We start from the raw sequence: 14,118 nt of genomic DNA, 5'->3' as shown, positions 1-14,118 counted from the left end.
AGAAAAGCGAGGAAATAAAGATGAAGGTTTTGGTTATAGGTTCTGGTGGGCGTGAACATGCTTTACTTTGGGCTCTAAAGAAGTCTCCTAGCTTGACTAAGTTATATGTTACTCCTGGTCGCTCGGCCATGGAAAATTTTGGAGTTCTTGTGAATATAAATATTCAAGATTCAGTAGATGTTACACAATTTTGCAAGAGAAAAAATATAGAGTTAGTGATTATTGGTCCAGAGCAACCAATAATTAATGGGCTTGCTGATGATTTAACTGCAGAGGGAATAAATATTTTTGCTCCAAGTCAGGCAGCTGCAAAACTTGAGGCATCAAAGTCTTTTACGAAGGAACTATGTAAACAATATGGTATACCAACCGCCAAGTATGAGCGTTTTATTGATGAAAGGTTAGCTAAAAATTTTGTGCGTAGTAATAGAATAAAATTGCCGCTTGTAATTAAAGCAAATGGAATTGCAGCAGGGAAAGGCGTCATAATATGCCACACAGAAAATGAAGCTTTTTCAGCAATAGATTCAATGCTAGTGGAGAAAAATCTTGGTGAATCAGGTGAAGAAATAATCATAGAAGAATTTTTAATTGGAGAAGAAGTAAGTTTTTTTGCTCTTGTTGATGGGTTGAAAGTAGTAACTCTTGGATGTGCAAGAGATTATAAGAGAGTTGGTGAAAATAACAAGGGCCAAAATACTGGAGGCATGGGGTCGTACTCATTACCTTCAATTATAAGTAAGGATATGGAGCAAAAGATTATACAAAAAATAATATACCCTACAATTCAAGCACTGACTAACATGGGAACATCTTATAAGGGAGTGCTCTTTGCTGGTTTAATGATTTGCAAAGATAACCCAAAGCTTCTTGAGTATAATGTTAGATTTGGTGACCCGGAAATACAATCCATGTTACCTAGGCTTGACCCAAACTGTGATTTGTTAAAATTGATGTTGTCAGTTGCAGAAGGCAAGTTAAGCACAAAAATGGTGAAATTTAATGATAAAGCTACAGTTTGTGTAGTTGTTGCAAGTAAAGGCTATCCTGGTGATTATCGAAAGGGAGAGGTAATTAAAGGATTGGATAAAATTGAAAACATACCTGGTATATTAGTGTTTCATGCTGGTACTAAGTTGGATGAAAGTGGCAATTGGATTTCCGATGGCGGAAGGGTGCTAAATATAGTAGGAGAAGGAAACACTGTGGAAGAAGCTAAAAGTAAAGTGTACTCAGCGTTAAATTTTCTAGAATGGCCAGGGGGGTTCTTCAGGTATGATATTGGTAGTTAACGTTAGCTAGCAGGTAGCCCATATAGAAACGAAAAAAGTTACTTTGCAGGTAGTAATACAGACAACTAAAGAAAAATATCAACTAGATTTATAGTCTATTACCACTGTTCTTGCAAATTTATCATAGAATGTTTGTTTACGTTGATCAAATATTGCAAACATTAAAGCTAAAATTAGTATAATAAAAAAACATGTAGAAACATAATCAGGCAGCAGATAAAACAGAAAATCATGAATAATCCAAATGCCTTCCTGAAAAATACATCTTATTGTTGCTTGCATTAGAGTGACGTTTTTAAATGTATTTGCGTCTTTAATACATATGCCACACAACAGCTTTCCTGGAGTGCCGCCGAGTCTTGTTATCATTAATATTTGTAATACTGTGAATGGCACCAATATTATGACTGTTACAAAAAATTCTTCTAATAATGTTACTGTTTCTGGTTGTTTAAATGCTCGAAGAAAATCATCTTTACCTAAAGATATAAGCATAACAATAAGTAAAGGGAAGAGGAATATGATTTGATCAAGTATTGCTGCTACAGTACGCCTTGTAAATCCTACATAATTTACTTTAACACTCGTTTCAGTATTCATATGCGCCCCACCTATAGTTCATAGTATTACCAACTAATATAAAAGTACGTTATTAAATAACCGTAAATATACTAATTTGGGTAATATTAGCTACTTGTACTGCTCTATTATTTGAATTAACATTAAACTATTTGTAGTTAGGAAAGTTATGTCAACACCAATCACAGTTGCATATGGTGACGGTATCGGACCAGAAATTATGGAAGCGGTGCTGTCGATATTGTGCGAAGCAGAAGCGAAGATCTCAATAGATATTATTGAAATAGGAGAGCATGTTTATAATAAGGAATGGTCTCGCGGAATCTCTCTAAGTGGTTGGGAGTCTATTGAAAGAACAAAGATATTACTCAAATCTCCGACAACAACTCCTCAAGGCAAAGGACACAAAAGCCTAAATGTGGCACTCAGAAAGAATTTAGGATTATATGCAAATATCAGACCGTGTATTTCATATCATCCTGTTATAGAAAATAAATTTGGTAAGTTTGACATTGTGATAATACGTGAAAATGAAGAGGACGTTTACACGGGAATAGAGCATAGGCTTACTGGTGACTCGTACCAATGCACTAAAATTATTACTAGATCTGGCTCAGAAAAAATATGCAGGTACGCTTTTGAATACGCAAAAAAACATAGCAGAAAGAAAGTAACTTGCCTGACTAAAGATAACATAATGAAAATGACTGATGGCACTTTCCATGCAGCATTTTGATTGCATTGCAAAGGAATACCCAGATATCAAGGCAGAACATTATATAGTTGATATTGGAATGGCACGTGTTGCAACAGAACCGGAGAATTTCGATGTTATAGTAACTGAGAACTTATATGGCGATATATTATCAGATATAGTGGCACAAACCTCTGGATCTGTGGGACTCGCTGGAAGTAGCAATATAGGTAATGAATATGCAATGTTTGAAGCGGTTCATGGTTCTGCTCCTGATATTGCAGGAAAAAACATAGCTAATCCTTCTGGTCTTTTAAATGCTGCAGTGCATATGTTGGTCTATATCGGTCAAGTGAGTACTGCAAAACTAATTTACGATGCATGGCTGAAGACTTTAGCGAATGGAATACACACTGCCGATTTATATAAAGAGAAAAAGAGCAAACAAAAGGTTGGAACAAAAGAATTTGCAGAAGCTGTTATAGATAATCTAGGAAAGAAATCTGCTGAGCTTATAATTAGCAGTGATTCGGATAGTAAAATAAATAAAGTACAAGACAATTATAAACAAGATTACAAAGTTAAAAAGCTAGTGGGTAGTGATATAACGCTTGCCTGGGACAAATCCAACAATTTTGATCAAATAGTAGGATTATTTGAATCGAGTAATCTGAAAATGATAGCAATATACTCAAAAGGACTTGCAATTTGGCCAGGAGGCTCAAAATCTTCAAGTGACCAAATAACCTGCAGGTTTATTGCAAATAATGAAATTACAAATAGTGATGTGAATAACTTGCTAATCAAATTTGAGGAACACAATTTTGATGTGGTGAGAATGGATAAGTTGTATTTGTATGATGGGAAAGAGGGTTTCTTCTCTTAGTGGTTGCTTGATATTTTTATGCTTGTGTGAAACATTAAATATATTATACTAATAGTATCGTGTATTTATGTGAGGTGTAGTAATGAGTCAACATTTTAAGTTAACTGGTCAGGAGTTTTATGATAATAATGATCTGTTTAACGTACTAGAGATAAAAGCTGAACAAATTGTAGGTAAGGATTATCAAGCTCTTAGCAAGTTTCTGAAAAAACAATATAATAAATTGATACTTGTAAACCATCCTGACAAAGGTGGAGACAAAAATAGATTTGATCAGATTTATAAAGCTTATCAAGAGGTAAAAAAGTACATTGAACCTTTGGAGTCAGGAAATCCTTGTGTTAAAGTCAGTGTTGATGCTGAAAGTGATGGGCGTTTAACGGCAAGAGAGTTTCACTATAGGAGAAAGTTGTTTAACGAGCTAAAAATCAGTGAGGAAGAAGCTGTAGGTAAAGATTTTGATGGGTTGATTGCTATACTAAAAAGAAATGATTGTTCGTTTGGAGAAGACCTAAAAAGCTATAATGAACTTCAGGCTCAAATAGAGAGGATTTTGCTAAATCCAAATTTAGATAATTTTCAGAAGAGTGTACAAAGTGCAAAGTTAATGCAAGAGTTATATCAATATATAGCAAAGCCAAGCATACAATTATTCAATTATATTACTCCTCTAAAAGAAAAGAGAAGCCTAATTGAAGAAGATAAAAAGACATTAGCATTGAAATTTATAGAGCGCAAAAATGCTCTAATGTTAGTACCAAAAATAAGTCTTCTGCCTTTAGCTCTATTAACTATAATTACTATAGGTTGCTATTTTTCATGGTGGATCATAGCATTTAATATCATTATCAATAAGCTCTGTAATTCATTAGTAAATTATTATATGGAGAAGTATAAAAACTCAGAAATTTCTACTGATGAATTCATGAGTAAAATGAGCTATATCGAGCTAAGTAGTAAACTTCTTATCAACTATCCTTTAGCTGCTTTTTCTGTTTATTTAGTTACAACAAATTTCATTGCTAATGGATTAACTGTTGGTGGAGCTATACTTGGTCCACTATTGTTATTGGCAGTATTAATTGAAGCATTAGCTCCTATTTTTTCAAAAGGCTGTGAAATATATGCTGAACAGCACACAAAAGATTTACTAGAAGAGGATCCAAGAGATAGAGTACAAAAGGAAACTGACCTATTAAAATGGTATGATTTGCGGAAATTATTGATGCCAATTATCATGCCTCTTGTTAGAAAATGTTTTGCAGAAGTGGCAAGCGAATTTGCTGAAAGGAATCTTGATGAGGTAAAAACTGATATGTCTGATGTTAATACTGAAGGACTATCTAATCCTCAAGCAATTGAATTTGCACAGCAAACAGTATAGTATAAGCTTTTAGCTTTATGGATGGACTCAAAAAAAGTCAAATTGATATTTGAAAAGCTTCAACAATCAAACCCTACGCCAAAAATAGAGCTAAATTATACCAATCATTTCACGCTGCTGGTTGCAATAGTTTTGTCAGCGCGGACAACTGATGTAAGCGTTAACAAAATTACAAAAGAACTATTCAACATTGCTAATACACCAGAAAAAATGCTGAATCTTGGGCAAAATGAGCTGAAAAAACGTATAAGTAGTATTGGTTTATATAATTCCAAAGCAAAAAATATAATCGGACTTAGTAAAATACTGGTGGAACGATACGAAAGCAAAGTTCCTAGCGATTTTGATGATTTAGTATCTTTACCAGGGGTTGGGAGAAAGAGCGCTAATGTGTTCTTAAATTCAGGGCTTGGTATTCCAACATTGGCAATTGATACTCATGTTTTTAGAGTAAGCAATAGAGTTGGGCTTGTGAAAGAAAAAGATGTATTTAAAACAGAACAATCTCTTTTGAATGTGGTTCCAAAAAAATACCTACTTTATGCTCATCATTGGCTAGTTTTACACGGTAGATATGTTTGCAAAGCACAAAAACCTTCGTGTGAAACGTGCATAATTCATGATTTATGTGAGTTTGAACGCAAAAGGTATAAAGTCCTAGCACACCACTCCGATATTCCTTCCTTTTATCATCCAAATAGCTGACGCTGGTTCCTTTACGACGGCAGTGCTCAGACATTGGTTCACCTTATGATGGTGTCATTCAAGTAGCCCTTCGTTGTCATCTCACGCTCCTGTTTTCTTGTCATTCCAGTGCCCAAGCAACAAGGACAACATTGCAAATTTAGAGTTCAAAAGGGTTATTCCTCGAGAACTATTGCATCAGAAAGCTGGCGCTGAATTTGTATATAATGTTGATCTTGGAGGTTTTTATGAATAATAGTAAGGATAAGAGAAGAAAAAAATTAGAAATTCGTATTCTATCAAGTAGAGGTAGGTCTTTACTTGACCATGAGCTACAGCGATACAAGTAGTAAAGAAATATCAAGGCTAGTGAGGGAATACAGGAAAATTAAGGATGGAACGTTGCGTGATATTATTCATTCAAGGCTCTTACTAATAGATAGGTATAGTAGTGCTTCATAAACAATTCTTGCGTTCTACTCCCCAGCGGTACTTATGAATTTTTCCAGATTTACGAATAACACGATGGCATGGTATTAAGTAGGAAATTGGATTATTAGCAATTGCATTTGCAGCAGCACGTATGGCCTTTGGCTTACCAATTATATGAGCAATATTGGCATAGCTTGTTGTCGTACCTGTGGGAATTGAAATCAATGCTTGCCAGACTTTAATTTGAAAGTCTGTTCCCCTAACAAGCAAAGAAAATGATCTCTCAGGTATTTGTGTGTCAAAAATATTGCGTACAATTTTTGCCGTTGTTAGCCTATCTTCTTTCAGGCAGGCTTGTGGCCACTCTTTTTCAAGTATCTTAATAGCTGAAGTTTCAAAATCACAAAAAGAAAGGTGACAGATGCTTTGTGTTGTAACTCCAATAAGTGCTTTTCCAAAAATAGTAGAGTGGTAACCATATAAAATATCGATAGATTCTTTATTTTCTCCAGGTGTTATAACCTGATATTTAGCCATACTTAAGAAATCAGTACTGATATAGTTTAAATTGATTTATATTAAAATTAAAGAGTTCAAATGCTACGCATGACCAATCCATCCCAAAACGAAAGATTCTCGTGCGATCCGAAAGTCGTAATGGTTGAATTCCATCGTGTGTCCAGAGAAGGTGAATATGTTTAGTAGGAGTTAAACCTACCAGGACAAAAGTCGGAATCCTGTAACTAGGGTAGCAGTATTGCGGGAAACCAAGATGCTGAAGCCTACCGACAACATTGTTGTAAGAATAATGATGAATTACCAGGCTGTAGCGAAAGCGAACACATAGGTGACCTCGAAAGTAACGTGAACCCAAAGGCCGAACCATCGGTGGAATGGTGAAGGCAACATAGACAGTTGAAACCCGAATGATACAACTGATCTACTTTGGCGGGGCGGTAGTGATAGCATGGTGATAAGGACATATTAAACAACTGGAGAAGCCCTCCTCATCCCAGGGAGAAATACCTTGGAGCGGTAGGTTCTATAACTGAACAGAGGAAATGAACCGAAGATGAAAGGGTGGCGGACGGGGTGTGCCGCATAAGTGTTGAAAGTGTCATAAGAAGAAGATAAAAGAGCTATTATTAAAGAAAAATGGAGGCAATAATGGATCAAATAGAAAGAATACTAAACTTAATAAAAGACGAGGATTTGGAAAGACTAGGAAAATCAACAGAGGTAGATAAATGTAATACTAAGTTAGTTGGTAAATAATATTTAAAGGCTTAATATTAATGGGTCAGAAAACAAGCTTAAGAGCACTAGAAATGGTAATAAATAGGTGTGTGATAGATAAAAATGATGATAAAAGTACAGTTACATACAGTGGCTTATCGAAAAGGTTAAAAGTTCTGATTATTTTAAAGGTGTATATATCGATTTAATAAGCAAAGTGGAAAAATTATTGCCCAGAAAAACGTCACATAACTTACATAGATTCGATTCAACAATTATAAATTTATCAGGGTACCTTATAAAAGATGGGTTAAAAATAGGTGATGACAGTCAAGTCAAAGTAAGCGTTGGATTAAAAGGCCAATTACCGACGAGTTTTGTCAAGAGCAAGAAGAAAGTAGCTAGCGCTGGTTAGAGCAATTAATGAAGCTAAAGTTAAAAAAGAGGATATTTTATTGTTTGATAGAGGGATTGCAAAAGTTGCAACTTTCACTGAGTTTGACAAAAAGGAGTACAAATTTATCACAAGAACATACTTAAAAAGAAGGTACTGCGTTATAAGAGAGAATGAAATTACGCAAAAACAACAACCAGATGGATCGGAAATTTTGGAAGATAATATAGTGAATCTTTACAGCGGAAGCAGAGCAATAGCAAGTACGACTAATAAAAATTAAAAATAGAACAGAAATGGTTTTTGACCAACTTATTTGAAATACCGGCTTATGAAGTAACACAAATATACAGACGCAGGTGGGATATAGAAGTATTTTTCAAATTTAAAACCTCGGATATAAGCATTTTTTAGGGAGTGTTAAATAAACTGTGTCAAACCAAGAAATAAAAATATAGTTGATATAAAAAAACGGAGGTTTGACATGAGTCAAGTAAATAAAACTACCGGTTTGGTAGATTATAAAGAATTAGAAACCTGTCGTCTATACGAGAAGGAAGACCGCTAACAGGAAGAGATGACACCGTTTATAAAAAAGCTGCTTGAGGCAAGTCTGGAAGGTGAAATAGAACACCACTTGTCTGGTGAAAGCGAAGAAAATAATCGAAGAAATGGGAAAAACTTTACGTACAACTCATTTGAGTTGTTAACACCTAGAGACAGGGAAGGAAGCTTTGAACCCCAAATAGTTAGAAAAAGACAAACAACAGAACTTGAAGCAAAGGTCTTAAGCACATTTGCCAGTGGCATGGAGATATAGCGTCACATATTGAGGAAATTTACGATCACAAAATATCGGCGGCAGAGATATCAAGTATTACTGACAAACAGTAATCAACGAATGGCGTAGTCGTCCGCTGCAGTCTGTATATCCGATAGTTTTCATGGTTTTTTAAGGAGTTGTGTAAGTAAATGTATGTATAATATATTAGCAAAATGGCAGAAAAGAAGTTTTATTTAGCTGAAAGTGAAGTTCTGGTTGGGAGTACTAAATGATCTCAAAGAGAGAGGAGTGGAAGATATTCTAATTGCATGTGTAGATGGGCTAAAAAGCTTTCCTGCAGCAATAAACGGTGTGTTCCCTAATGCAGAATGTGTATAGTGCATCAGATACGTAACTCACTGAAGTATGTAGCTAGTAAAGAGTTTTTTGAGTGATTTAAAGAAAAGCTTCAAGTAAGGAAATTGCCGAGAATTATCTGTTGGAATTAGATGAAAAATGGGGCACAAAGTACCCTATAATCTTGGCAGAATAATTGGGAAAACCTATCTGGTTATTTTAAGTATTCCGACCCAGTTAGGAGGATAATCTATACTACTAATCCCATAGAGGGGCTACATAGGCAAATTAGGAAATTCACCAAAACCAAGGGCTCATTTACTAGCATAAATGCCTTGTATAAACAGGTATATTGTGCTATAAAGAAAGTGGAGGAGAAATGGACTATGCCTGTACATGATTGGGCATTGACTATATCTCAGCTCGACATTTTCTTTCCCAACAGATTGAAAATTGAGTTGAATTAAAAATGCAGTTTGACACAGTTTATTTAACACTCCCATTTAAAACCTCGGATATAAGCATTTTTTAAGCCATGACATGAATGGAATGAAAGTGTATATTTATATGATTATTATTACAGCTTTATTATTTCTTGTTTATAAAATAAGAAACAACTTAGACGGATTTAAGATAGCACTATTACAGTTTACATTAGATCTTAATGACTCTTTTTTACGTTCAATTTGTTTTACTATCAGGAGGTAACTTACATGCCGTTGATCACCTTATATCACGCCATTTTTGATACTTTCAACACTTATGGTCTTTGTTGCCAAAATACATTTTTCAATTGAATAAAAATACAAAATTATGAACAAGAGTTGTAATGAGACTAAATTCAAAAAATTTTAAAAAACATAGTTGATGGATGAGAATCTTTTTGTTTTTTTCTGTACCAAAGATTTTTTTGAATGTTAGGTCTACTACATCTAGCTTTTCGTATGGAAAATAGAAGTTTTGTAGAGATTTTATTTAGGCATACTGGTTTGAATGTGAATATTAAAAATAATCACCATATAGATCGTCAAGGTAATTTCTTTCATACTCCTGAAGAATATATTAGAAAAATTGGACAAGTACAGAATAAAAACTTTTCACATCTTACGATAGAAATACAGAAAGCACAAAAAGGGAAAGATTTATTGAATGCTCTTTCTAGTGAAAATTTCTATGAAGCAAAACAAGATCTCAACCCTAATTGCTGGGAAAGTGATTTTAATGGAGAAATAGAAACGCCTCTTACTAGTGGAGATTTTCATGAAGCCAAAAGTACTATTAAATCAAGATCTCAATCCTAATTGTTGGAAAAGAAATTCAAATGGAGAAATAGAAACGCCGCTTAGCTTGATTATTCGATCATGTTTACAAGGAATAACACAAGAAAATGAAGAAGTATTGACTAAATTTTTAAAACATAAAGACCTAGATTTTAGTCAAATAAAACCAATACCAGCTATAGAGCGAAATCCATGGGTAAAGCAAATAATTGAGCAAGCTATGAAAGAGCGATTAACTAATGCTATTAATAGAAAAGATTTGGATGATGTAAAAAAATTAGTAAAAGATAACTGCTTCATGAATCGTGCAGTTGTTACTGCTGCGTTGAGGAATGTTAATAATCCAATCGAATCTATTGAAAATTATCTAACTTCAGCAAATGCGCATAATGTTGCCCTGAAAATAGACGATGCGTTAATTGCTCAAGAATTGCAGCAGTTTGAAGATCTGAAAGGCGAGCTTAAAAGAACAAAAATTCGACTTAGAGAAAAAGAGCAAGAGTTGAATAGGACCGTAGATGAAAGAACAAGAGACACTGACAAAATTTCACAGTTAGAAAGGGATTTAAGGCAGGAGAGATTAAAACTTCAAACTCAAAATCAAGACTTAAAGAACAAAAACAGAAAACTTTCAGAAGCAAACATTTATAATAGAAGGCAAAGTAACTATGCTTCTGCCTCTTTTGTGTTATTTGGAGCATTTGCTATTGGCACATGTTTAACAATATTTAGTTTAGCAATATGTATCCTACTTGCTGTAGCTGCATTTGTCTTCCTTATAATTGGATGCTACTGTTCATATAAAGCAAATACAGTACTGAGTGATGTGACAAGCACTCAGTTTGGTAATGTTGTCAATGATTTAAGACGAAGTTAAGGAAACTCTGCTGAAAGTTTTTATACATACTGAAAGTATCTTGATAATTTAGATGAGTGTAAACCTGAGTGGTTTCAAGACTTAAATAGTTGTTGTAAACTTGCTTTTATTATCTTTTAGTTCAAGAAATTAAAAATTTAACGATTAGAATTATAATTACAGACCAAAGTAAGAAGTAGGCTTTTCCATTTGATCTACTTTTAACTTGTAATTTTTTATCGGCTATTAGGTTTAATTTTTCTACAAGGCTAAGTATTCCTTGGATTGCTTTTATGGGATAAGAGCTTTTAATTTTTTCCTTATACCCTATTTTACTTTCATGTTGACTGCTTATCCACGTTTCAACTACTTTCCACATATTGATTTCTGGATAGACCTTTCTACATGTCCCCTCCAGTAAAATCATAGTTTTCTGTAGCAATAATAATTGTGTTTGAACTTTCATATCAAAATCACCAGTTATTTTTAATAGCTGAGTAAGTAAGCTAGCAAATGAAATCTTCTGTATAGGCTGTCCAATAATGGGTTCACCTATTGCTCTGCAAGCTGTAACAAAATTTCTATGCTGTGATGGAACATAACCAGCTCTAAAGTGCATTTTTGCAACGTGATCGTAATCCCGATTTAAAAAGCCTTTGAGTATCTCTATAACGTAATAGCATGTCTCACGATCTATTCTACCCATGATTCCACAATCCAGGGCAATAATATTGTTATTACTATCAACCATTAGATTTCCAGGATGCATATCAGCATGAAAAAAACAATCCCTATATACCTGATTACAAAACGATTCTATAAGATTGATAGCTATTTGCTTACGATTATTCAGCTTTTCAACTTCGTATATTGGTGTAGCTTCCATCCATTCTAATGTTAAAACCTTTTTTGAAGTTCTGCTCCAATCTACTTCAGGTACATAGAAACCTCTGTCATGTTTAGTATTTTCCTTCAGTTCCGAAGAGTGAGCAGCTTCAAAACGTAGATCTAACTCTAATCGGCAAATTTCAGCAAAAGTTTTGACTAATTCAATTGGCCTCAGCCTTTTTGATTGTTCACTAAATTTTTCTGCAATGTCCGCAAGCCAAGAAAGCATCTTTATGTCCCTTGAGAATGTTTTCTCAATATTTGGCCTTAAAACCTTTACAGCAACTTCCTTACCCTCAGTTGTAACTGCTCTATGCACCTGAGAAATTGATGCTGCTGCAATTGGCTTTTCAGAAAAACTTGAAAAAATGTCACTTAATTTACAATTAAACTCACTTTCTATAGTTTTAACTGCTATTTTATGTAAAAACGATGGCAATCTATCACATATCAATAACAAGTTATTTGTTATATCCTCATTTAAAACATCAGTACGTGATGAAATGGATTGCCCAAACTTAATGAACACCGGACAGAATCTTTCAAGAGCACGCTTTAGTTTATGACCTTGTATTTTATTTATTGATTTTTTTGATGGTGGAAGTAAATAAGGTAACACATTATAACGTGTCAGCACTGTAGTTATGTGCAGAAGACGTAAAATATTTTGAATCATTTCGCTGCGTAACTGCTAAATATTTCATTTAGCTCCATAATTTCATTAGATTTACCTTGATAATAGACAGTATTATTTATGCAAATTATGTAATCTGAGGATGGTAGAGCAGAGTTAAGGTCATGAGAAGTCATAAGAATCGATACTAACCTTTCCTTTGCTATTTTATTTATAATATCATAAAATTTAGCCCGTGCGTTAATATCCATTGCACTAACTGGTTCGTCCAAAATGATCAAATCAGATTCTGAAATTAAACAACGTGCAAGTAGTAGTAGTTGTGTTTGTCCTGCAGAAATTTCTAATACTTGGTTCTTCAAAATGTTACCGATGCCAACCAATTCTATCGCTTCTGTAACAATAGGTTGGTTTTTCTTCAGTTTCTTCGAGGAGCTATTTAAAAGGAAAGACTCAACTGTTATTGGCATCAAATTACCAATACTAAAATTTTGTGGCATATAGCTAATTTTTATATTGTCAGCGAATACAATACTGCCAATAAAACCTTTATTTATACCAGCAACTGCTTTCACTAAGGAGGTTTTACCTCCACCATTTGGACCAAGTATTGTAACTATATCTCCTCTTTCTAATGATATATTGATATTATCAAGAACTTTTTTACTACCATATGCAAGAGTAAGGTTTTCTATTTTTAGAATGCAGTTATTGACACTACTTAATTTTTTGGCAAAAATTGACTTCTTCTCAACATTTATATGAGACATTTACTGATTTTTTTTCTATTACTTTCATTTACATTATACTACAATAGTGCCTTTTCATCCAATTTAAAAATTGTAGCTACAATCAAACCTATACACTCACTTGTAACTTCTGTTACAGATGGGATTTCAAAGCCAGAATTACTAATGTACGAAGTAGTGTCTGAACATAACTACATGCTCAGGCCTTCAGACGCAAGTAAATTAGAATCTAGCAATATTATATTTTATATTGATGATTCATTGGAAACATTCATTAAAACTTTCGCTAAAGAAAATAAGAAGTTAATACCGCTATCGAGTACAATCGATCTACTTCCTGCTCGAACGCATTCATTTTCTAGTCACACTCAAGATGAAAAAGATTTACATATTTGGCTGAGTCCTGAAAATGCAAAAAGTATGATACTTTCTATCAGTGCGACGTTGTCTAATATAGATAAAGAAAATGCCTATCAATACAATACCAATGCAATGAAGGCTATAAGAAAAATAGACCAAAAGGTAAAAGAAATCATGAAAGAATTAAATGAGTTCAAAAATCAAAAATACATAGTTACTCATGATGCTTATCAATATTTTGAAAAATATTTTGGTTTAAGTTACCCAAGTGCCATTCTTTCTATAGAAGAGGATTCTTACATAGGTATGAAGAGTTTAATGAAACTAAAAAAAGTAATGAAAGAGGAAAGTGTTAAATGCATTTTTTCTCATTCACGAGAGGATGGCATAAAACCTAATACCTTTTCTAATGACGTAAAAATGGTAGTTCTTGACCCTATTGGATCAGACATAGAATCTGGAAAAGATGCATACTTGGCTATAATCAGCAGCATTGCGCAAAATTTTAAGTCTTGTTTTATTGAATAAAAAGTTCCTTGTATCTTATGGCAAATATTGAAACCTGTGCTTTCTATCCCGGTGCTTGACACTGATGTCCAGCCAAATTGATAAATATGAAAGTAGCTCTGCTTAAGGATTGAAATAATTAG

At 33.8% G+C, this 14,118-nt stretch carries 12 protein-coding genes and 2 pseudogenes; 10 read left to right on the top strand and 4 right to left on the bottom strand.

Translation table 11 applies throughout. The annotated features are described in order from the left end of the window. Positions 1-20 precede the first annotated feature (20 nt). A complete protein-coding gene (purD, locus tag wVul_RS02455; protein ID WP_047759003.1) occupies positions 21-1,292 on the top strand; it encodes a phosphoribosylamine--glycine ligase in 1,272 nt (423 codons plus the stop codon). A gap of 78 nt (positions 1,293-1,370) precedes the next feature. On the opposite strand, the gene wVul_RS02450 is transcribed toward purD, so the two are convergent. Next, the gene (locus tag wVul_RS02450) at positions 1,371-1,892 is read right to left on the bottom strand and encodes an RDD family protein (RefSeq protein ID WP_047759002.1); all 522 of its coding nucleotides are present in this window, start codon (positions 1,890-1,892) and stop codon (positions 1,371-1,373) included. Positions 1,893-2,040: 148 nt separating this feature from the next. Here wVul_RS02450 and icd point away from each other — a divergent pair. The 3 genes and pseudogenes from icd to nth all read left to right on the top strand — a co-directional run bounded on the left by icd (position 2,041) and on the right by nth (position 5,540). Then, positions 2,041-3,451, top strand: a pseudogene (gene icd / locus wVul_RS02445) (isocitrate dehydrogenase). 82 nt (positions 3,452-3,533) lie between these two features. Continuing rightward, positions 3,534-4,835, top strand: a complete 1,302-nt coding sequence (locus tag wVul_RS02440; RefSeq protein ID WP_047759001.1) for a molecular chaperone DnaJ — start codon at positions 3,534-3,536, stop codon at positions 4,833-4,835. Between the two features lie 21 nt (positions 4,836-4,856). Then, positions 4,857-5,540, top strand: a complete 684-nt coding sequence (gene nth, locus wVul_RS02435) for an endonuclease III (protein ID WP_047759000.1) — start codon at positions 4,857-4,859, stop codon at positions 5,538-5,540. A 435-nt stretch (positions 5,541-5,975) separates the two neighbouring features. Here the strand turns inward: nth and wVul_RS02430 are convergent, their stop codons facing one another. Beyond that, positions 5,976-6,488: a methylated-DNA--[protein]-cysteine S-methyltransferase gene (locus tag wVul_RS02430; protein ID WP_047758999.1), complete on the bottom strand. Its 513-nt coding sequence runs from the start codon at positions 6,486-6,488 to the stop codon at positions 5,976-5,978. Positions 6,489-7,246: 758 nt separating this feature from the next. Here wVul_RS02430 and wVul_RS08400 point away from each other — a divergent pair. From wVul_RS08400 to wVul_RS02405, 5 genes and pseudogenes are all read left to right on the top strand, one after another. Beyond that, a complete protein-coding gene (locus tag wVul_RS08400; RefSeq protein ID WP_153295416.1) occupies positions 7,247-7,396 on the top strand; it encodes a hypothetical protein in 150 nt (49 codons plus the stop codon). A 246-nt stretch (positions 7,397-7,642) separates the two neighbouring features. Beyond that, positions 7,643-7,864 carry a hypothetical protein gene (locus wVul_RS02420; protein ID WP_047758834.1) on the top strand — a complete coding sequence of 74 codons (222 nt, stop codon included), beginning with the start codon at positions 7,643-7,645 and terminating at the stop codon, positions 7,862-7,864. Positions 7,865-8,065: 201 nt separating this feature from the next. Continuing rightward, positions 8,066-9,168, top strand: a pseudogene (locus tag wVul_RS08395) (IS256 family transposase). Between the two features lie 447 nt (positions 9,169-9,615). Continuing rightward, positions 9,616-10,002, top strand: coding sequence for a hypothetical protein (locus tag wVul_RS09755; RefSeq protein ID WP_238580369.1), 387 nt, complete (start codon positions 9,616-9,618; stop codon positions 10,000-10,002). Further along, positions 9,962-10,858 (top strand): Atg14 domain-containing protein, encoded by an 897-nt coding sequence (locus wVul_RS02405; protein WP_238580368.1) that lies wholly within the window; start codon positions 9,962-9,964, stop codon positions 10,856-10,858. The genes wVul_RS09755 and wVul_RS02405 overlap by 41 nt, the downstream gene beginning before the upstream one ends. Positions 10,859-10,979: 121 nt before the next feature. Here wVul_RS02405 and ubiB read toward each other — a convergent pair whose 3' ends face one another. Beyond that, positions 10,980-12,401, bottom strand: a complete 1,422-nt coding sequence (gene ubiB / locus wVul_RS02400) for a 2-polyprenylphenol 6-hydroxylase (RefSeq protein ID WP_047758997.1) — start codon at positions 12,399-12,401, stop codon at positions 10,980-10,982. Continuing rightward, positions 12,398-13,129 (bottom strand): metal ABC transporter ATP-binding protein, encoded by a 732-nt coding sequence (locus wVul_RS02395; protein WP_047758996.1) that lies wholly within the window; start codon positions 13,127-13,129, stop codon positions 12,398-12,400. The genes ubiB and wVul_RS02395 overlap by 4 nt, the downstream gene beginning before the upstream one ends. Between wVul_RS02395 and wVul_RS02390 the strand changes: the two genes are divergently transcribed. After that, entirely contained in the window at positions 13,121-13,996 is an 876-nt protein-coding gene (locus wVul_RS02390; protein ID WP_047758995.1) for a zinc ABC transporter substrate-binding protein, read from the top strand. The two genes, wVul_RS02395 and wVul_RS02390, sit on opposite strands and share 9 nt — an antisense overlap. Positions 13,997-14,118 lie beyond the last annotated feature (122 nt).

This window comes from Wolbachia endosymbiont of Armadillidium vulgare str. wVulC (assembly GCF_001027565.1).
Taxonomy (GTDB): Bacteria; Pseudomonadota; Alphaproteobacteria; order Rickettsiales; family Anaplasmataceae; genus Wolbachia.
This window is presented reverse-complemented; position numbering and strand designations above follow the sequence as displayed.

What these genes read in the sequence shown, in the direction of transcription:
- purD (WP_047759003.1), top strand. Translation starts at nt 21, where the DNA reads ATGAAGGTTTTGGTTATAGGTTCTGGTGGGCGTGAACATGCTTTACTT.
- wVul_RS02450 (WP_047759002.1), bottom strand. Translation starts at nt 1,892, where the DNA reads ATGAATACTGAAACGAGTGTTAAAGTAAATTATGTAGGATTTACAAGG.
- wVul_RS02440 (WP_047759001.1), top strand. Translation starts at nt 3,534, where the DNA reads ATGAGTCAACATTTTAAGTTAACTGGTCAGGAGTTTTATGATAATAAT.
- nth (WP_047759000.1), top strand. Translation starts at nt 4,857, where the DNA reads ATGGACTCAAAAAAAGTCAAATTGATATTTGAAAAGCTTCAACAATCA.
- wVul_RS02430 (WP_047758999.1), bottom strand. Translation starts at nt 6,488, where the DNA reads ATGGCTAAATATCAGGTTATAACACCTGGAGAAAATAAAGAATCTATC.
- wVul_RS08400 (WP_153295416.1), top strand. Translation starts at nt 7,247, where the DNA reads ATGGGTCAGAAAACAAGCTTAAGAGCACTAGAAATGGTAATAAATAGG.
- wVul_RS09755 (WP_238580369.1), top strand. Translation starts at nt 9,616, where the DNA reads ATGTTAGGTCTACTACATCTAGCTTTTCGTATGGAAAATAGAAGTTTT.
- wVul_RS02405 (WP_238580368.1), top strand. Translation starts at nt 9,962, where the DNA reads ATGAAGCCAAAAGTACTATTAAATCAAGATCTCAATCCTAATTGTTGG.
- ubiB (WP_047758997.1), bottom strand. Translation starts at nt 12,401, where the DNA reads ATGATTCAAAATATTTTACGTCTTCTGCACATAACTACAGTGCTGACA.
- wVul_RS02390 (WP_047758995.1), top strand. Translation starts at nt 13,121, where the DNA reads ATGAGACATTTACTGATTTTTTTTCTATTACTTTCATTTACATTATAC.
- wVul_RS02395 (WP_047758996.1), bottom strand. Translation starts at nt 13,129, where the DNA reads ATGTCTCATATAAATGTTGAGAAGAAGTCAATTTTTGCCAAAAAATTA.